We start from the raw sequence: 21073 nt of genomic DNA on the forward strand, positions 1-21073 counted from the left end.
AAAACCTCCTATGAATATATTATTGTCCCCATTGTATAACAGCTGATCCCCAAGTCCATCCTGCGCCAATAGTAACCATACCAATTTTATCTCCATCCTTTAACTTTCCTTGACGGTTTATTTCATCTAAAGCTAACGGAATATTGGCATTTGAAGCATTACCATATCTATCGAGGGTAATTACTATCTTTTCCTCTGGAATATTTAGTATCTCTGAACATCTTTTAAGTAATGTTTCATTGGGTTGATGTGGAACTAGATACGTTAGATCATCACTTGTAATAGCTGCTTCTTCCATGGCTTTTCTTAGAGCATATGGTATTATTCGTATTGCAGTTGTTCCTACTTCCTTTCCTCTCATTATTAAATATTGCAATCTTTTATCTACAACATCATAACTAACAGGATATTCTGCACTTCCACCATAGGTTGTAACTAAATCTTTACTTTCTCCATCGGAGCCAAAATATGTAGAAATAATTCCATTCTCACTTTCAAGCTTTTTTACAACAACAGCACCTGATGCATCTCCATAAAATACACAAGTTCTGTCCTTATAGTCAGTCATGACAGACATTGCATCTACACCTATTACTAATGCATTTTTATAATAACCATTATCTAAAAATTGCTTAGCACAAACTAATGAAAATATAAATCCTGCACAAGCTGCATTTATATCGAAGGCAACAGCATTTCTAGCTCCAATTTTTCTTTGTATAATTGTTCCTTGTGAGGGTACCTTCCTATCTGGAGTAATAGTTCCTACTATTAATAAATCTATTTCTTCAGGACTAGTTTTTGCATTGTCTAGTGCTCTTAATGCAGCTTTTGCAGCCATATCTGATGGATTTTCCTCTTTCTTTAATCTTCTTCTTTCCCTAATTCCTAAAACTGATTCCACCCATTCCTTATTTGTAGGTGCACTTTTTTCTAGTTCATCATTAGTTATAATGTGATCTGGAACACAAGAGCCTGTTCCACATATTACAACATTTGATTTTTTCATTTTATTTTCCTCCTTTAATTAAAAATCCTTGAAATTATCTTAATAGAATATTTTCATATTTTCCTTGAAACAAATTTTTTATGATTTTTCTAAATTCTTCATAAGGTGTCTATCTTTATATAAAATAAAATTGAAAAATTTATCAAAACCTTTTCTTTAAAATTTGCCAAAATTTAATTAAATAAATTAATATACTCTAATTAAAAAATTCCTTATAATATTAGTAAATTTTAATTATCAATAAAATATTTTTTATATTTTTTATGTTATAATTTAATTGTAGTTTAATTTTTCTCGTTGAAATTTTCCTTTGATTTTGTTCATAGAAAATTTCAACTTTTTTTTATTTTTCTTTATAATTCTGTCTATAAAAAACTTTCATATTATATAATAGATAATCCTAAACCGCCATCTACAATGATAGTTTGTCCTACAATATACTCTGAGTCATCACTAGCTAAAAAAACCACTGCTGAAGCCACATCTTCTCCTTCTCCTAATCTTTTTAAAGGTATTCTTTTAATCATTTTATCTAAAACTTTCTGAGGAACTTGCATAAGCATATCTGTCTTTATACATCCAGGGCCTACAGCATTTACACATATTCCCTTTTTTCCTAATTCTGCTGCCAAACTCTTTGTAAATCCTACAATTCCTGCCTTTGACGAGCAATAATTAACTTGTCCAACATTTCCATAAAAAGCTCCTAATGAGGTAATATTAATTATTTTCCCATACCTTCTTTTTAACATGTGTGAAACAACAGCTTTTGTACAAAAATATACACTATTCAAGTTACTATTTAACACTTCATGCCATTGCTCTATATTCATTTTTTGGAGCATGCTATCTCTTGTAATTCCAGCATTATTAACTAATATATCTATCTTCCCAAATTTGTTGATGATCCTATCTACAGTTTTAATTACTTCTTCATTTTTACTAATATCTAAACTTATCTTCATAGATTTTACGCTATATCTATCTATTTCATCAATTGTACTCTGAGCAGCCATAGTATTATTTTTATATCCAACAACTACATTTGCTCCTTTCTCAGCCATTTTTATAGAAATAGCTCTACCAATCCCACGGCTCCCTCCTGTTACAAATGCCACTTTTCCTTCTAATTTCATTTAAACTCTTTCCTTTCATATTTTTTATAAAGATTTTATAAAAAAGTTACCTAAGTTCTTTGTAAACAACAGGCATATAATTGTATAAGCTTTCCATTGTATATTTAGTAAAACTCTAAAGGTAATAATTACATACCTAAATCAACAGAAAGGAGATTGTATTACAATTAAAACTAGATGACAACAAAGTGGTAAATATTTCTATATATCTATTTTTAGTTATTATACTTGCTAATAAAATGAAAATTATGATATAAATAGGTTTCTTCCCATTTTAAAAGCCCTTATATTGTCTTCTCTAAACTCTTTTTTTACGTTTCTTTTTATAATTTCTTCCCAAAGTTTATATTTTATATTTGTCTTTCTTGACAAAATTCCAACCATAAATAGATTAGTACATTTAGCATTTATACCATTATTTTCTAATTTGATTGATATATCAACAAGACTATTTTTATAATTCAGCTTATCTAATAATACATTCAAATCAATATCCTTTTCTATTTTTTCTGTGACTGATGTAGGAATTATGCTTTTATTATTTATAATTAATTCGCCATCTTCTTTAAGATAATTACACCACCTCAAAGATTCATATTTTTCAAAAGCTAATATAATATCTGCTTTACCTTTTTTTATCAAAGGAGATATTATATCATTACCTACTCTAACATGGGTAACCACACTTCCTCCCCTTTGACCCAAGCCAATAATATCTGTTGCTTTAACATCCCACCCACTTTCTAAAAAAGTATTAGAAATAATATCACTTGTTAAAACTATGCCTTGTCCCCCAACTCCACAAATAATAAAGTTTGAAATTTCTGTCATAGCTTAAATTCAACACCTCCTTCCCCCAATCTTTTATTGTATAATTATTTGGTACTTTCTATATATCAAGAAAATATTAAACATTTATGTCTTGCAATTATCACTGAAACTCCATCCTTACTAATTTCCTCTAGAAGAGTTTTTTCTAACTCTTCCTTATCATAACTATCTATAACATGTATTCTATCAACACCCAAAGAGCTGCAAACTTCCTCTATACTAACTCTTCTTTTAGTACTCTTTTCTTCCAAAGGACTGGAAACGTTTTTCTGACCTCCTGTCATTGCCACAGTTAAATTATCATTTATTATCAACACACAATTCCCATTATTCCATATTATGTTTAATAATCCATTTATACCCGTATGCCAAAACTCTCCATCTCCCATAATTCCCACGATTTTTTTACCATCATCATTTAACTTGTTAAATCCATATGCTATACTAAAGGATGATCCCATACATTTTACTATATCAATAGCTCCAACATGTGGAAATGCTCCTAGCCCACCACAACCAATTCCTCCAGTTGCTTTAATATTATTCTTTTTCAATAAATTATTAATTACATTATGTGCACATCCAGGACAATTTACTGGCAATCTAAAGGGTATTCTTGTATCTTTTTTTTCTTTCGACTTACCATAAATCTTTTCTTCAATAATATCTGGAGTAAAGTATAACATATGAGGAAACCTTGGGAAAATTGATTCTCCCTCTACATCAATCCCCATATTTCTAATTTCTTTCTCTATTATTGGATGTCCATCCTCAATTACATAAACTTTTTCATGCTTTCTAACAAATTCTTTAATTATATTTATAGGTAGTGGGTATACTAGTCCAAGTTTTAAAAATGAAACATCAGATAATGCTTCTTTTGCATAAAGGTATCCAACCCCAGATGCTATTACTCCAATTGAACTATCTTTCAACTCTACCTTATTAATTGGTATATCATTTGAATATAACGATAAATTTCTCCAACTTTTGTCAAAATCATGCCAGTAATCTTTTAACTTTAGTGAATTATGATTTTCAAAGCCAAATCTCACAACGTTTCCAACTGTCTTTTGTAAGCTCTTTTGATGAATTCGTCTAATTTTTTTCTGATGCTTATTTTTTTCAGTTATATCTACGACACTTTTTGATTTGCTAGTAATAGAATTTAATCTAAATATTACTGGTGTTTCAAATTTTTCACTAATTTCAAATGCTACTTTCATAAAATCTTTGGCCTCTTGGCTATCAGAAGGCTCAATAAGTGGAACTTTAGACATTATACTGTAAAACCTACAATCTTGATAATCATCTCCAACTATTCTACCTACATCATCAGCCACTACAAGAACTATTCCACCGTTGATTGGAGTACCAGATAATTGAGTAAATGCATCAGCAGCCACATTAAGTCCTAATGTTTTCATCAATACTATTGATCTTTTTCCAGTCATCGATACCCCTGTAGCCACCTCTAAAGCAACTTTTTCATTTGTTGCCCATTCGCAAAGGATTTCTTTAAATTTAAACAATTCACTCAATACTTCTGTACATGGAGTACCTGGATAACCTGTTGCATAAGCTACTCCGCTTTCATAACACCCTACTGCTGCTCCTTGATTTCCAGTTAATATTCTTCTCATTACTATCCTCCTCTAAAGCATCTCTAATCTTATCAAATCAAAACTTTAAAAATAACTTTTAGCTAAAAATTTTTATTTTACTTTATATTTTTATAAATACTTATCTTAGTAAAATCAATATTCAATTTTACTTTTCTACATAAATGAACAAACATTAACATAATCTCGCACAATTTTATTGAATTTTATTACATTTTTCTATTTTTTTTACATTTTTTCCATATCATTTTAAATAATTATATATTTATTTCCACTTATTGTCAATGATTTTATTGGAATATATTTTACATTTTAGTAATTATTGTATAAGTTTGTATTTTTATGTATTTACTTATATGAATTTTGCTAATAATTAATATTTTTCAAATAGTCTATTGGCCCTTAAATAAGCACTTTATATCTAGCTCAATAAAAAAATTTAAATTAATAATACAAAATTTTTAGTCATACAAAAATAAAAAAACTCCAATAGACCATATACCTATTGGGATCCCAATTCTACCTCCACAAGATGATCTCTATATTGAGTTGTCTACTTTCTTCGTAATTTATTTGAATTATTCAAAGTCGAAAACATCCTAGTGTTCAGTCCTTCTCACCCTATGTGCACATAGGGTGGTATTATGATCTCTACTGATTTCTGACAGTTTAGTTACATATCCCTATGTAGGTTATCCTGTAGGAACTTCATCCTCCAATGATATATCTATCAGACCTTCCCAGGTAAGAACGCAATCTTTCATTCCATATATATCCACATATATTATAATAGCTTTCGGTTGATACGAGCTTTGTTTTGTTTCACAAACTCATCCAAATATATTCAGCCTCTTATGAGATTCGTATTCTTCAGATCTCCATCCGACTTACTTCAGATGGAGACTATACTCCACCTGAAGATAACCCTAGCTCCCACTTATAGAAGTTGGAGTCTTATGAAAAAGATAAATATACTAAAATTGAAGCTCTCCTACAATGTTTTCTACTGCATCTATTATCTTTCTTTCTTTAATTATACTTGCTATATACTCCATATCTGGATGCATATTTCTGTCATTTTCTACAAAAGAAACTTTTTCTCTTACCAAATCATGTACAGCCTTAGTTGCTGTGGCAGCCTTAAGCTCTTTATAAAAATCCTGCGCTTGGACTGAATTCATTATTTCTATTGCAGTTACATATCTTGCAAGCCCTACAGCCTTATACGCCTTTAAAGCAGCATTATATCCCATTGATACATAATCCTCTTGAAGAGCACAAGTTGGTACATTGTCAACTGTTGCTGGATGGGTTAATAACCTTATTTCACCTACAATACCGGCAGCAGCATATTGTGGTATCATTAAACCATTGTTTAAACCAGGATTAGAATTTAAAAATGCCGGTAATTCACTTACATATCTATTTACCATCCTGTCCAGTCTACGCTCTGACATTTTAGCCATATTGCATATTGATATACATATAGTATCGGCAGCCATCCCTACATAAGTAGCATCTGCATTACATCCCATTATGGCAATGCCATCCTTCTTGCCTGTTTTAAAAATAAGGGGATTGTCAACAGCCGAATTCAATTCTATATCTATTGTAACTTTACTGTCGGCTATTGTTTTCTTGGCTGCACCGTGGAGTTGTGGGATACATCTTAAGGACAATGCATCCTGCACTCTATAATCTTTGTATTTTTCAATAATTTCACTATCCTTTAAAATACTTCTTACATTATATCCAGTTGCACCTTGGTTTGGATGAGGCCTAACATCCATTAGTCTTTCATCCATTGCCATCAAAGTCCCTTTCAACACTTCTAATGACATGGAAGCTGCTATATCATTGGTTTTTCCAATAATTATGGCATCATATATTGATAAAGCTGTAATTCCTGTTACAGAGCTTGTTCCAGATACTAAAGACAACCCTTCTTTAGTGCTAATATTTGTTGGTTCAATATTTGCTTTCTTAAGAGCCTTGGCTCCACTAAGAAGTTCCCCTTTATAATAGGCTTTGCCTTCACCAATTAGTACAAGTCCAATATGTCCTTCAATACCAATATATCCAACTGATCCATGCTTAGGTGCAAAGGGCGTAACCCCTTTATTTAGAAGTTCACGTATTGTTTCTAATGTTTCAAGTCTAATACCGGTATAACCACTTCCAAGTTGTTGAATCATAGCAAGCATTATAGCTCTAACGCATTCTATATTAAGGGGTTCTCCCAGGGATGTTGCATGGGAAAGAATATTATTTTTTTGAACAATTTCTCTATCTTTTTTGCCTATAAATTTTCTGCAATTATCTCCTAGACCTGTAGTAACACCATAAATTACCCTTTCTTCCTGAGAAAATTTTTCAACTAAATTTCTGCATTCTATAACCCTGTTAATATATTCTTTTGAAAACTCTACCTTCTTATTATATCTTGCTACTGCAACAACCTCTTCTATTGTAAGATTTTCTCCAAGTACAACCTTTTCAATTTCTGCTGGATTTATCATTATATTTTCCTCCTGTCATTAAAAAGTCTTCTTGACTTTGCAGCCATCTGCTGGTATAGGCATATACCTTACTTTCCTTCCTTCTATTAACTCACCAAAAAAGGCCACATGATATGGTCTGAAAACACTTTGAACATCTACAACCTCCATCTTTAAATTTCCACCTATTCTTCTTCTAAGTATTCTTCTGATAAGAATATTTCCCTTGGTTATCAGCTTTTCAATATCATGATCCGACAGCTGCAAATCATCTTTTTTTACCTCTGTTGTCTCTATATTAATTTCATTTTCATCATAGTATGCAACTCCCCCAGTTGATCCATTGGCTATTACTTTTATTTGCATTTTCTTTTCCTTATAATTTTTAAATATTCTCCTTATAAAAGCAAAGGGAGTAAAAGTAATACTAAAAGTAATGATTTTATTCTCTATATACAATTCTTTCATATTTATCTCATCATGATTTTTTAGCAAAATTTTTCCAATAAAATTCCCCTTTTTCTTAGCAAGCTTTTGGGCTTCATTTACATCCATTTTTTTTGAAAAAGATTTTATTACCATGGTAGACTCCTTTTATTACATTATTTTTTATTAACATTTTTTGAAAAATGTAATACTTGTCCAATATATTTAATAAATATGAGAGTAGTAACAGTAGTTACTGTATAGGGAACTACTTTTCCAATAACAAAATCTACATTGTTGATTATACAATATCCAATTATAGTAGATAATATTGGAAACAGTATGACTAAAAAGCCATCTATTCCAAGCCATTTTATCCTATCTTCATTATTCTTTGACATAATTATCCTCCTTCGTATTAAGCTTGAATTTTAGTATTCTTGGCATTTTTATCTTCTCCAATCTGATTTCCTATAATCCAAAATAGCATGGAGAGAGGTATAGAAACCAATACTGGCTCTAACGTACCAAATGTTTCTGATATATAAACTGGACTTATTTTAAAATATGTAAAAGACAATGTCCCTGCAAGCATAGAAAACAAGCCTGACATTGGGGTTTTCTTGCCTTTATATAAAAGAGCTGCAAGTAATGGTACAAAGGCTGCAGACATCCACAAGCTCATGAGAAATGCAATTGCATCATAAACCATGGTGAATTTAAAGGCCAGTGAAAGACCACCAAGGCCTAATATACAAGAACCAATTCTACTAAGCATAATAATCTTTTTATCAGATAATTTTTCTTTGCTAAAAATCCTACCGTATATATCATTTGCAAGGGTGGTTCCACCTATTAGATAGTAACTATCAAGGGTAGATACTATTGCCCCTATTAATCCCACTATAAACAAACCTCTAACTCCTGCTGGTAAATAATTTAGAATCATTTTAATATATCCAATTTCAGGAATGGCTTCTGGATTTGTTGCCCTAACAATAATACCTGCCAAAACAAGAACTATATCAAATCCCAGCCATAATGAAAAGCAAGTTAACATGGCACGTCTACCAGTTTTTATAGAATTACTGGCTGAAAATCTTTGATAAAAGCTTGGGTCTGCATACACATTAAGACATAATATAATAAGCATTATAGCTTTAGAAACAGGCATGCCCGCAATAGGTGCTACAACCTCTGGGGCCGATGATAAAGCTTCTCTGATCCCTACAATTCCACCAACATCTGAATATATTTGGGGAAAAACACTACTTACACTGGCCACCATGAAGAAAAAGAAAATCATATCCGTAACCGCAACTCCCATAAGTCCACCTAAACAAGTTAAAATAATAGTTATTATAACTACTGCCACTCCTACTACAACCTTATTTGCTCCCCATGCCGCAGCACCAATATATCCAGTTGCAGTAATTTCTCCAAGCTGGGAACAATAAATAAAAAGGAGAATTGATCCCAGTATAGCAACAGACTTTCCATATACATTATGAAAAACATCGGGTATAGTAATATCTGTTCTAATATGTATCTTAGGTCCTACCCACAATGCCAGTGGAAACCTGACTGCATGGGCTCCAATTGACCATATAAACCAAGAAGCTAACCCAAAGGAAGACGCATAGCCTATCGTTCCAACAACTCCAACCCCACCATACCATGACGCCACAAGAGTTCCTACCACTAAAGACCAAGGCAAACTTCTATTAGCTAAATAATAGCTTTCCATATCCTTAATTGACTTTGAAAAATAGTAACCTATTCCCATTACACCTAATACAATTAGAAAAATAATAATATTATCAAAAGTAGTTAACATTTTTCTCCTCCTAGTTTTCTATTTTTTCAATTGTAATCGCCTCTGCTGGACAGTGGTCTTTACATATGGTACATCCCCAACACTTATTCTCATCAAAGGAAATTGTTTTCCCTTTCTTGCTAAAAGCATTAAAATTGCAAATATTTGAACATATACCACAGCCAATGCATTTTTCCTTATTCCAAACAATATCATATCGTTTTTTAGGCCAAATTCCCTTTGTTTGTATATTCCTTGAAGCTCTTATAGGATAACAGCAGCAGCCATCACAGTTGCATATAGCTTGTTTTGTTTCTGAAGTATGCATTAATCCCTTTTTATTAGCCATAATAACAATTTCTTTAGCCTTCTCCTTACTAATAGATTTTCCCCACCCCCTATCCCATTCAGTATTTATACCTCTATCAAATTGAATACATACGTTCTTTGGTTTATCACAGTTAAGTGCCACAGACTTACAATTACAAGGTACCATATAAATTTCTTCATCAATTTCATCTATAAGTATTAAAGTTTCTTCTAAAGTATAAAAATAAGCATTTTCTATTAATTTTCGAGTTCCTTTTTCGATTTCTTCAAGCCTTGGAATAGCATTTTCCGTATATTTCCTAACATACCAGTCATCTAAGTTTTTTCTAACTTCCTTGGGTATGCTCTTCCATTTTTTACTTTCATATTGTGCAAAATAAGCAAGTCTAGTATATACATCAGCAGATTTATATATTATTTCTCCATTTACTATCTCTTTATTAATAATTCCCCTCTTATAACACATTCTAATAAAATCTTCAGAATCTAAATCAGCAAAACTCTCTTCAATTAATCCTAAAAGCTCTTTATAAGTATATTTTTGATCCTGCATATTTTCTATTAATACAATTTCTTCCTCAGTAAGCATAAGCTCTATACATGAATAAGCTTCCTTTGGCACATCAAAAAATTCAATTAACTTTTTATTCATTCAATCTCATCCTTTCAACAAATTTTTGCAATTTTCTATTTATATTTGCAATTACCATGCCAATAATTTCATGTAAAACAATGAATTTTTTGATACTTTTTTATAGTTAAATAATTTAAAAGGTGAATTTATATATACATATAAATACCAGAAATATCGATATCTCTCCTATGTATAAATTGAACTTTGAAACTGTTTCGATATATATAAAATCACTTTATTATTTACTATAAAGTGAAACATATTATTGCATGCATAAATTAATTGCGTCTGCTTTTCTCTCTATTTTTCAATAATTCTTTTAACTATAATATATAAGCTGAAATAAAATATTGCACTTATGATAGAACCATGATACTATATCATAAAATATAATAAATTTAATACTAAAATTTATATATAAGGATTTAAGTAAAGACTTTAGTTTATAGATGTCCAAAACTCCTAGAAATCTTAAGTATTTGTACATGTATAAACTAAGTTTTATTATGGGGAATCTATACAGAAAGGAGTTTATTATTTATGCAACTATATAATATTATCATAATTCTGGACAGCTCTTATAGAATAATTAATTTGTCTCAGTCCCATATTGATGGAGAACAAAATCTTAATAGCAAGTTTATAGGTAAGCATATATCAAGCTTTATAGATATGGATATTGAATCAAAGACAGGAACAATCATATTTAATAATCTGCCAGCAAAATATATTATTATTAATATCCCTGATAAAGACGGCTTTATTGTACATATTTCAAATTCTATGTACCATAATATCTTCTATCAAAAAATTCTTGATATATTAGACATTGGAATCCATATAACCGATAGAAGCGGTTATATTAATTTTACTAATTTAGCTGCAGAAAAGGGAGAATTTTTAAACAGACGTCTAACTACTGGAAAGCATATTACAGATATATATCCTCTAACATCCGAAACAAGCTGTATACTCAGAGCCTTAAAAAACCAAAAACCACTATTAAATATCTACGACACCTTTGTAAGCAATTATTCACAGCAAAATATATCCAGTATTAATTCAGGATATCCTATATTTATAGACAATATATTAGTGGGTGGTTTAAGCATAGTAAGATTTAACAATTATCTTCAAAACACTTGTAAAGAACTCTCCCTACTAAATGATTTCATAAAAAAAGGAGGTTCTCTTACTCAAAAATCCTACGCCACAAATTTATACTATTCCTTTGATGATTTAATTGGAAAAGATAAAGAATTTATAAAATCTATAAACTTAGCAAAGCGTATTGCCAAAACCGATTCATCTGTTTTAATATATGGAGAAACTGGAACCGGAAAAGAACTTTTTGCACAAAGCATACATAGCGCCAGCAATAGAAGTAATAATGAATTTATAGCTATAAACTGTGCTGCAATTCCAGAAGGACTGGTAGAAAGCATTTTATTTGGAACTGAAAAAGGAAGTTTTACAGGTAGTACTAATAAATCTGGAATCTTGGAAAAAGCTAATAAAGGCACATTATTTTTGGACGAAATAAATTCCATGAGTCTTGGTATTCAATCAAAACTCCTAAGAGTTCTGCAAGAAAAAAAATATATGAAGGTAGGAGGTACAAAGGAAATACCATGTGATGTTAGGGTTATTTCATCAACTAATGAACCGCCAGATGCTTTACTTAAATCAGGAAAAATCAGATCTGATTTATACTATAGGATAAATACAATTACAATCCCCATACAACCACTCAGAGAAAGAAGAGATGATATTATCTTGCTTTATAATTATTTTATTAATAAACTTTCATATGCAAATGATTTTAAGACAAGTAATTCAGTTATTGAAATATTGAAATCTTACGATTGGCCCGGAAATGTCAGAGAGCTTTTACATACTGTAGAATATGCTATGAATGTGTGCGAAGACTATTATATTACTACAAGAGATATTCCTCAAAATATCATTAAATATAATAATAATTCAAAAAATGATGAATACCAATCATTACCCTTTGATAACAGTGGACTCAATAGTATTATGAATAAATATGAAAAACAGGTCATATTAAATTCTCTTAAAAAAAATGATTATAATATAACAAAATCTGCTAAAGAATTGAAGATTCATAGACAAGCTTTACAATATAGAATAAAAAAACATAGCCTGTCAGAAATTATTGAAGGTCAAAAAAAGATAAAAAGGATTTTATAATTATACAAATTATTAAAATTATAATTTGATTTTCTGATTTTTTTCAATTATTGTAAATGGAATCAGGCTAAATTGTAAGCTTTATTATCTAAAATAAAGTTTATAGTTTAGCCTGATCCCATGGATATAACTAATACTTTAAATATCTATTTGGCTCATTACATCTGATCCACTACATTCCTAACCCATTTTTTAGAAATTATTCTTGGGATACCAATTAATGACTTTACAATTTCCTCCAATGAAACCAATGCAACGACCCAGTAAATAGGTAACTCTAGGATAAGTGCTCCTATAAAGGCTAAAGGCACACCTACAAACCAAACACTTCCTCCTTCCAATAGAAGAGAAAACTTTGTATCTCCTCCACTTCTTAGTATTCCCACTATTAAAATTCCAGTAAACACCTTAAATGTCATAAATAATGCCATTACCCCTAATATTTTATAGGCATTTGTATATACCTCTGCTTCAACTCCAAAAAGATATAAAACAAATGGTGCTGATATATATAGTACTGCTCCAATAGCTAGGCCTATAATCAACCCTAATATAGAGAATCTTTTAGCATATTCAATAGCTCTTTTTTCATTATTTGCTCCTAGCTCATTTCCAATCATAACGGCACATGCACTACCCATTCCCCTTGCTATTACCATGAATACATTCTGGACAGTATTGGCAATTTGAACTGCCGCAAAGGCACCAGTACCAATTCTGCCATATGCAACAGAATACATTGTAATTCCTAAAGACCAGAATAATTCATTTAGTATAACTGGCAAGGCTGTATTAAAGAATTTTTTTAAATAAGCTCTATTTATATCTATAAATTTATTTATTTTTCCTGCAAGAGGACCTCTATTTTTGTATATAATTTTCAAAAGAAATAAAAGTTCTATAATCCTTGCTATTAAAGTTGCTATAGCTGCCCCAACAATGCCCAGTGTCGGAGCACCAAAATTTCCAAATATCAGTATATAATTTAAAACAGTATTTGCAATTAGAGAAATTCCACTTACAATCATAGGTAACTTAGCCTGACCTATACTTCTAGATGCAATGCTGAAGGCAAAGCTTATAGCAGTTATTATATAACTAAAGGATACAATCCTTAAATATTTAGTACCTAATATAATAACATTTATATCCTTTGTAAATACCCTCATAATCAGTCTTGGAAAAGCTAAAGCCCCAAAGGTAAATAGTACAGCTACTATTCCTCCTAATAATATACCAATACCAAGAATTCTTCTAATATTTTTTATATCTTTTTTTCCCCAAAATTGAGCTATAAATATAGCCGCTCCGCTATTAATTCCAAATAATAAAAGAGCAAATAGGAAAAAATACTGATTTGCCATTCCAACTGCTGCTATATTTTCTTCTCCAACTCTTCCTATCATCACAGTATCCATCATATTTAAAGATGAAGTTATTAAGTTTTGTAATGCAATTGGAAGTGTAATCGCTATCATAGTATTATAAAACTTTTTGTCCTTAAATAGTCCCTTAAGCATAATTATTCTCTCCTAATCACTATTATAATAAAAGTAAATATTTTGTGCTTATTATCTATTACAATGAAATGTTTTATTTCCTCATTATAGAACAAACGAAATGTAAATCTATACATAATAAAAAGTTTCAAAAGTATGTAATTTCTTCAATTAAAATGAAAAACAAAACTTCATTAAAATAAAGTTTTGCACCATAACCCTCTTTAATCTTTACTAAATAATCTACATCTGATCAGCAAGAAAAGTCTTTCTATATTATACCATATATACACGAAGTTCTCTATACTTCATATATTTATAAAATAGCAAGCTTCCAAAGAATCATATACTTAAGTGAGCAAATTGCATAATTACCTTTCCAAAAAACTAACTATTACATATTGTTTTAAAATCTCTTAAGCTATACCATCGAAATATATTTAATTCTAAATAATTAAATTAAGGATAATATTCGCATATGCAATTTTGCCAAGTTAGAATTATGCAATTTCCTCAAGTAATTATTTTTATCTTTAAATTTTTAGCTCTAATTCAATTTACAGCTTAATTATATTTAATTTTTTAAGCTATATCACTTTAAACTTAAATATTTATTGAATTTTATTAAATATATTTATTTTTTTAAATGTATTCATTATAATATACTTAAATACTTTAAGTAAGGAGGCTTATCCTATGGATCAAATTGATATGAGGATTCTTAATGAAATGAAACTCAATGGACGCTCAACAGCATCAGAAATCAGTAAAAAAGTTAATCTTTCTATTCCAGCTGTATCTGAAAGAATTCGAAAACTAGAAGACCTGAATATTATTGAGCATTATACAGTGAAAATAAACCGTGAAAAAATGGGATATAAATTATTAACTATGGTATTTGTAAACCTTGAACAAAAAGCTAATACTGAAAACTTTAGAAAAACTATTATTGAATTTAATGAAGTTATTGAATGTCATCATATAGCTGGAGAATATGATTATATGCTAAAGCTACTGCTCAAAGATACCTATGAATTGGAAGTCTTCCTTAGTAAAAAACTTAAATCTATTCCAGGTGTACAAAAATCAAACTCATTAATTATTTTGTCCACTTTAAAAGAAACATTAAATAGATAGGAGATTTTTCTATGATTTTAAAGGGTTTTAAATTTGGAATCTTATTGCAAATTGCGGTGGGTCCTATTTGTCTTCTCATTTTTCAAACCGCATCAACTTTTGGTTTTTTGTACGGAATTATTGGAGTTTTGGGAGTAGCAATCATCGATGGCTTATTCATTCTTACAGCAATACTAGGTATAGGTGCTATACTTGATAAGTATAAAAATATACAAAAACCAATTCAATATTTTGGTGCTATTGTTTTAATAGTTTTTGGTTTAAGTAATATTTTTAGTGTGATTGGAATATCAATAATCCCCAGTATGAACTTTCTGTCTACCCAAAATATGAAAAATATATTTTTCAAAATACTTATTCTGACACTTTCAAACCCTCTGACCATACTCTTTTGGGCCGGTGTTTTCTCCAGTAAAATTGTAGAAGATCATATGAATAAATCCGACATGTATCTATTTGGCCTTGGTGCATTGCTATCAACTATTATTTTTTTAACTATTATTTCTGCTATAGGTCATTTTATAAATATTTTTATATCTTCTACAGTTCTCAATTATTTAAATATTTTGGTTGGCACTGTTCTAATTATTTTCGGTATTAAATTGGCAATAAGAAAAGTTCTTTAATAAATTCAAAAGGACTAACCCTTTAAAAATCTAAAGGTTAGTCCTTAAATAGAATTTTAATTAATCTTCAAAGGCCTCATTAACTTTCCACTCTTTCCATACATTACCCACAAGGTCTGGTCCAGGTTTTAAAGTTGTTTTTCCAGGTTTCCAGCCAGAAGGTGTAACCTCTCCACCCTTTGTATCTCTTACCAGCTGAAAAGCTTTAATTTGTCTTATAGTCTCACTTACATTTCTTCCAACCGGTGGTGTTAGTACTTCAAATCCTTGAACTATTCCATCGGGATCTATTATAAATCTTCCCCTTGTTTCTACTCCACTATCTTCATCATATATTCCATACATCTTTCCAATGCTTCCATCTTGATCTGACAGCATTGGGAAAGGTATATCCTTATTTATCATCTTAGACAATTCATGTTCATTCCACATTTTATGTACAAATGGAGAATCTACACTTATTGATAAAACTTCCACACCTAAATCTTGAAGCTCTTTATATTTTTCAGCAACTGCTGAAACTTCTGTAGCTCAGACAAAGGTAAAATCTCCTGGATAGAAGCATAATAATACCCATTTTCCCTTATAATCCTCTAAATTCACATTTATAAACTTGCCTTCATGAAAAGCTGGTGCAGTAAATAATGGAGCTTGTTTTCCTACCTTTATCATTTTTTTATTTTCCTCCTTATTAACAATTTGTGGTTTTTCTTCAATTTTATCATCTGTTTTTTTTGATAACCCTGGTCTTGCACAACCAACTTGGATTTCCTCAGCCAAAAAATCCCCTCCTATTAATTTTATCAATACAAGTTTAATTACTATTGATATTTCTTATATACACCATCACAGGTAATTTTAAACATAAATTTTCCCTTATTCCATCAAATATTACCCCCCTTAAAATAAGGGGGGTAATATTTTTTACACTGATACTTTTGATTTAGTTTTAATATTATGAATAGCAGATAGAGTTTTATCTATTACAACACCATATAAAACCATTGATACAAAGGTAGAAATTCCAAGACTTCCACCCATTAAGAATCCTAATATTACTAAAACTATATCAATTACAATACGTACATATTTAATTTGTGTTTTTAATCGATCAGCTAGCAATACCATTATCGCATCAATTCCGGCTTCTCCTAATTGGGCATTTATATATATTCCTATTCCGATTCCAGTAATAATAACACCTGATAACATTAATATAAATCTTATTAATATACTATCCACAGTAAAATATGAAAAAAGTCTACTGTGAAAATCTATTAAAAAACCTGTTACTATTCCGTTTACAAAGGTTCCTATTCCTATTCTCCTTTTATCTATAAAAAAAAGTATTAGAGGAATAATTGTCAATAACATAATAGAAGCAGTTCCCAGGGATACATTAATTTTTTTCCCAAGACCTTCACAAAAAAGTGTTAAAGCATTAATTCCTAAATTCCCTTTTATTTCTATTGCTATACCTAATCCTATAAAATATACACCAATAAAAACAGTTAGTAATCTCTTTAAAATGACCAACCTCTCCTTTAAAATTTATATCCTTTAAAAACTTTTAAACCTTCATCATTTAATAGCCTTTCAACAATCTTAGGTTTGTTAGGACTTTTCTCAAAAACTTCTTCGCAGGATATCATTATATTGCTTCCAGCTATTTCTGCTAGTTGATCATGGGATACACTATATACTAATTTACCTAAATTAGCCCATACCATGGCTCCTGAGCACATTACACATGGCTCACAACTTGTATATAATGTATAATCTTTCAAGTCAAAAATATTATTTTCCACACAAAACTTTCTTATAAGTCCAATTTCTGCATGGTGGGTAGGATCACAAAAAGTGTTTATTTTATTTTCTCCACTCATTACTATTTTGTCATCCTTTACTAAAATTGCTCCAAAGGGTTCATTGCCACACTCTCTAGATTTCATAGCTAGTTCTATGGTTTTTCTTATAAAAAATTCATCTCTCGTAGACATCTAAGATCATCCCCCTTATCTAACCAATTTCCTCAATGATTTTTGTTACCCAGCTGCAAAAGTCTTCTGATGCTTTATTAGCTATTTCTACAACTCTTTCATGGGAATGTTTTTGTTTTTGTATTCCAGTAGCCATATTTGTAATACATGAAATTCCTAATACATCTATTCCTAAATAATTTGCAGCAATTGTTTCAGGAACTGTAGACATACCCACAGCATCGGCCCCTTGTCCTCCAATGGATCTTATTTCTGCTGCTGTTTCATAGTAGGGACCCATAAAGCCCGCATAAACCCCTTCCGTATATTCAACACCTATTTTATTAGCTGTTTTCTTTGCTTTATCTATTAAATCTAATTTATAGGGCTCAGTCATATCGGGAAATCTTGGACCAAACCTTTTATCATTAATTCCTATTAATGGATTATCTCCAAATAAGTTAATAAAGTCATTAATAATCATTAATGTTCCTGGTTTAAAGCTGGTATTAATTCCTCCACAGGAATTGGTTACTATAAGCTTTTCAACACCTAAATACTTCATAACAAATACAGGATATACTACTTCTTTCATTGTATAGCCCTCATAATAATGGAATCTCCCCTGCATAGCCAATACAGTTACTCCATTTATTGTTCCATATACTAACCTTCCCTCGTGGCCCTCAACTGTTGTTTGAGGACAATTAGGAATTTCATTATAGTTAATATATTTTTTATCTTCCATTCCATTAATTAAATTCCCTAAGCCTGAACCAAGAATAATTCCTATTTTAGGATTTAAATCAACTTTATTTTCTATATATTCCACAGACTCCATAATTTTATCATACATTTTTTTCATATTTTAACCCCTCTCCTATAGATGTACGCCAATAAAGATCAAGAAAAGAAGCAGGCTTTAAATTTTATTGCTAAATTCCACAAGCCATTCTCTTTTCTTTTTATTAGTCTTAAATCTCTATAATCAATTTATTTAAGCTTTATAGCTGTTTCAAGGGCAATTTTCATCATATCATTAAACTTTGTTTGCCTAAATTCCGCACTTGCCGCTTCCCCAGTAAAGGGACAATCGGAAATTGTAACCATACACAATGCATTTTTACCTGCGGCAGCAGCATTCATATATAAACCTGCAGCTTCCATCTCCACTGCAAGGATTCCCATCCTTGCCCAATTTCTTAATGTATCTAAATCACCATAGAATACATCTTCTGATAAAATATTTCCTACATTTAATTGAATATTTAAATCATCAGCTGTAGATGTGAGTTCTTTTAATATACTGTAAGAAGCTATATGAGAAAGTGTTCCTTCTAGTTTATACTGCTTTCCATAATTACTATTGGTGCTTGCACCTATTCCAACAACAATATCACCAATTTTTAGATTCTCATCTAATGCACCTGCAGAACCTATTCTAATAATATTTTTCACATCATAAAAATTATATAGCTCATAGGTATAGATACCAATTGAAGGTATTCCCATACCATGTCCTTGTACCGAAACCCTTACTCCTTTATATCTTCCAGTATAACCATACATTCCTCTTATAGTATTGTACTGAACAACATCTTCAAAGTATTTTTCTGCTATATATTTTGCCCTTAATGGATCGCCAGACATTAATACCGTCTTAGCTATATCTCCTTTTTTAGCTCCGTTGTGGGGAGTTGGTGTACACATATTATTCCTCCTCGCATAATAAATCTTCTATATCCTTATCAGTAAATTTTCCGTATTTCTTAAAGGTTTCTATATCCAATTCCTTTAAATTAACAACATCCTCATTCTTTATTGCCATTTTTATTTCATCATTTAAATCTATTAATTTCTCTTTATCTTCTTTACACAGATTATCAATGTGGAATGGAAAATTAGTTTCTCTGTATTTAACTGGTACATATTCATCTAACTTAATAAAATCATCATCCACCACATATCCTGGTAGTCCCCAAGTTTTTTCATACTGTACAAGCTTTCTTCTCAAACTGACTTTTATTTCTAAAATCTTTGAATCTTTACAGTCAAATAGTAGATTAACTCTTTCCTTGGAATCATTTCCTAAATCAAACAATTCTTCTTTTCCACCGCCATAATAATAATTGTATTTATATCTTTTATTTCTTAAGCTCACCCATCTTTTATTGCCTTTATTATACTCAACGTACTGATAATTTCTATCCTTCATTCCTTCCTTTAAAAATATACTTTCTCCTGGAAGTTTATAATTAGCAGGATAATCAACTTCAGCTGCATCTAAAAATGTAGGGAATATATCATTTAAATCAACCATACACTCATCTTTTGTTCCTGGATTAATATACTTTGGATATCGAACTATAAAGGGAACTTTAGAAGAAGAGTCATAGGGTAAAAATTTTTGATAAGTACCATTATCTCCTAGCATTTCTCCATGGTCAGAGGTAAATATTATCAAAGTATTATCAATTTGATTTGTCTTTTCTAAATAATCCAATATCCTTCCAATATTGTAATCTACAAAGGATATTGCACTACAATATAATTGTTTTGCCCTCTTTAAATAGTCTTTATTTGGATAATCAGCAATATGCTTATTTTCCTCTGCTAAAGGAGATATAGGAGTAATACTCTCATACCCTTGTGGCAAATCCACATCATCATATAGATTAGCCCATTCACTAGGAACATCAAAGGGCGGATGGGGATGAATAAAGCTTGACCATATCATAAATGGTCTTTTCTTACTATTCTCCTTAATGATATCAATGGTTTTATTAGCCACCCATGTACTTCCATGGTGCTTTGTAGGTATAAATGATTGCTGTGGAAGCATATATAATAAATGCCTTACTCCATGGACACTTCTATAATGACCTAAATTGTTCTCTTTTAAATACATTGCATAATCATCGTCCTGTCTGAATACAGGAATTTCTTCCATTGTATACATTCTATTAAATCCATTATGTCTTCTACAAGGCTGAAAATGCATTTTTCCTATTGCTACCGTATCATAGCCTGCATTTGATAAAAGCTCTGGAAATGTGGGAATATTATAGGGCATTTGTCTGCTATTATCAAAATAGTTCTCATCAAAGCCATGATATTTAGCCGTAAGTCCAGATATTATATTATGTCTGGCAGGTATACAAGCAGGATTTGGTGAATAGGCATTAGTAAATAAACACCCTTCCTCTGCAAGTCTATCTAAATTCGGAGTATTCATATACTCATACCCACCGGCACATATTGTGTCAAATCGCTGTTGATCGGTTGTAATTAATAAAATATTTGGTTGCTGATTCAT

At 30.5% G+C, this 21073-nt stretch carries 19 protein-coding genes; 3 read left to right on the forward strand and 16 right to left on the reverse strand.

The genetic code is table 11. The features are described 5' to 3' along the window. Nucleotides 1-19 precede the first annotated feature (19 nt). From B5X81_RS14430 to B5X81_RS14470, 9 genes are all read right to left on the reverse strand, one after another. The gene (locus B5X81_RS14430; protein ID WP_079492664.1) at nt 20-1009 is read right to left on the reverse strand and encodes a 3-oxoacyl-ACP synthase III family protein; all 990 of its coding nucleotides are present in this window, start codon (nt 1007-1009) and stop codon (nt 20-22) included. Between the two features lie 383 nt (nt 1010-1392). Then, the gene (fabG, locus tag B5X81_RS14435) at nt 1393-2145 is read right to left on the reverse strand and encodes a 3-oxoacyl-[acyl-carrier-protein] reductase (protein WP_079492665.1); all 753 of its coding nucleotides are present in this window, start codon (nt 2143-2145) and stop codon (nt 1393-1395) included. 246 nt (nt 2146-2391) lie between these two features. Beyond that, complete coding sequence (locus B5X81_RS14440; RefSeq protein WP_079492667.1) at nt 2392-2976, reverse strand: indolepyruvate oxidoreductase subunit beta; 585 nt, start codon at nt 2974-2976, stop codon at nt 2392-2394. Between the two features lie 65 nt (nt 2977-3041). Continuing rightward, the gene (locus B5X81_RS14445) at nt 3042-4619 is read right to left on the reverse strand and encodes a thiamine pyrophosphate-dependent enzyme (RefSeq protein WP_079492668.1); all 1578 of its coding nucleotides are present in this window, start codon (nt 4617-4619) and stop codon (nt 3042-3044) included. 953 nt (nt 4620-5572) lie between these two features. Continuing rightward, nucleotides 5573-7117 (reverse strand): HAL/PAL/TAL family ammonia-lyase, encoded by a 1545-nt coding sequence (locus B5X81_RS14450; RefSeq protein ID WP_079492670.1) that lies wholly within the window; start codon nt 7115-7117, stop codon nt 5573-5575. Nucleotides 7118-7135: 18 nt separating this feature from the next. After that, nucleotides 7136-7678 (reverse strand): hypothetical protein, encoded by a 543-nt coding sequence (locus B5X81_RS14455; RefSeq protein WP_079492671.1) that lies wholly within the window; start codon nt 7676-7678, stop codon nt 7136-7138. A 20-nt stretch (nt 7679-7698) separates the two neighbouring features. Further along, nucleotides 7699-7923, reverse strand: coding sequence for a hypothetical protein (locus B5X81_RS14460; RefSeq protein ID WP_079492673.1), 225 nt, complete (start codon nt 7921-7923; stop codon nt 7699-7701). 17 nt (nt 7924-7940) lie between these two features. Next, entirely contained in the window at nt 7941-9359 is a 1419-nt protein-coding gene (locus tag B5X81_RS14465; protein WP_079492674.1) for a sodium:solute symporter family protein, read from the reverse strand. A 10-nt stretch (nt 9360-9369) separates the two neighbouring features. Further along, nucleotides 9370-10320, reverse strand: a complete 951-nt coding sequence (locus tag B5X81_RS14470) for a 4Fe-4S binding protein (RefSeq protein ID WP_079492676.1) — start codon at nt 10318-10320, stop codon at nt 9370-9372. Nucleotides 10321-10842: 522 nt separating this feature from the next. Between B5X81_RS14470 and B5X81_RS14475 the strand changes: the two genes are divergently transcribed. Beyond that, entirely contained in the window at nt 10843-12516 is a 1674-nt protein-coding gene (locus B5X81_RS14475; protein WP_079492677.1) for a sigma-54 interaction domain-containing protein, read from the forward strand. 158 nt (nt 12517-12674) lie between these two features. Here the strand turns inward: B5X81_RS14475 and B5X81_RS14480 are convergent, their stop codons facing one another. Continuing rightward, nucleotides 12675-14036 carry an MATE family efflux transporter gene (locus B5X81_RS14480; RefSeq protein WP_079492679.1) on the reverse strand — a complete coding sequence of 454 codons (1362 nt, stop codon included), beginning with the start codon at nt 14034-14036 and terminating at the stop codon, nt 12675-12677. A gap of 675 nt (nt 14037-14711) precedes the next feature. On the opposite strand from B5X81_RS14480, the gene B5X81_RS14485 reads away from it, so the two are divergent. Continuing rightward, nucleotides 14712-15152 carry an Lrp/AsnC family transcriptional regulator gene (locus B5X81_RS14485; protein WP_079492680.1) on the forward strand — a complete coding sequence of 147 codons (441 nt, stop codon included), beginning with the start codon at nt 14712-14714 and terminating at the stop codon, nt 15150-15152. 11 nt (nt 15153-15163) lie between these two features. After that, on the forward strand, nt 15164-15778 hold the full coding sequence (locus B5X81_RS14490) for a LysE family translocator (RefSeq protein ID WP_079492682.1): 615 nt from the start codon (nt 15164-15166) through the stop codon (nt 15776-15778). Nucleotides 15779-15838: 60 nt separating this feature from the next. On the opposite strand, the gene prxU is transcribed toward B5X81_RS14490, so the two are convergent. From prxU to B5X81_RS14520, 6 genes are all read right to left on the reverse strand, one after another. Beyond that, nucleotides 15839-16558: a thioredoxin-dependent peroxiredoxin gene (gene prxU / locus B5X81_RS14495; protein WP_079492683.1), complete on the reverse strand. Its 720-nt coding sequence runs from the start codon at nt 16556-16558 to the stop codon at nt 15839-15841. Between the two features lie 144 nt (nt 16559-16702). Next, complete coding sequence (locus B5X81_RS14500; protein WP_079492685.1) at nt 16703-17314, reverse strand: YczE/YyaS/YitT family protein; 612 nt, start codon at nt 17312-17314, stop codon at nt 16703-16705. 8 nt (nt 17315-17322) lie between these two features. Continuing rightward, complete coding sequence (locus tag B5X81_RS14505; protein WP_079492686.1) at nt 17323-17778, reverse strand: nucleoside deaminase; 456 nt, start codon at nt 17776-17778, stop codon at nt 17323-17325. 19 nt (nt 17779-17797) lie between these two features. Next, nucleotides 17798-18622, reverse strand: a complete 825-nt coding sequence (locus tag B5X81_RS14510) for a purine-nucleoside phosphorylase (protein WP_330397387.1) — start codon at nt 18620-18622, stop codon at nt 17798-17800. 128 nt (nt 18623-18750) lie between these two features. After that, nucleotides 18751-19467: a purine-nucleoside phosphorylase gene (gene deoD / locus B5X81_RS14515; protein WP_079492688.1), complete on the reverse strand. Its 717-nt coding sequence runs from the start codon at nt 19465-19467 to the stop codon at nt 18751-18753. 1 nt (nt 19468) lies between these two features. Beyond that, nucleotides 19469-21073, reverse strand: coding sequence for a sulfatase family protein (locus B5X81_RS14520; protein WP_079492689.1), 1605 nt, complete (start codon nt 21071-21073; stop codon nt 19469-19471).

The organism is Maledivibacter halophilus (assembly GCF_900167445.1).
Lineage (GTDB): Bacteria > Bacillota > Clostridia > Peptostreptococcales > Caminicellaceae > Maledivibacter > Maledivibacter halophilus.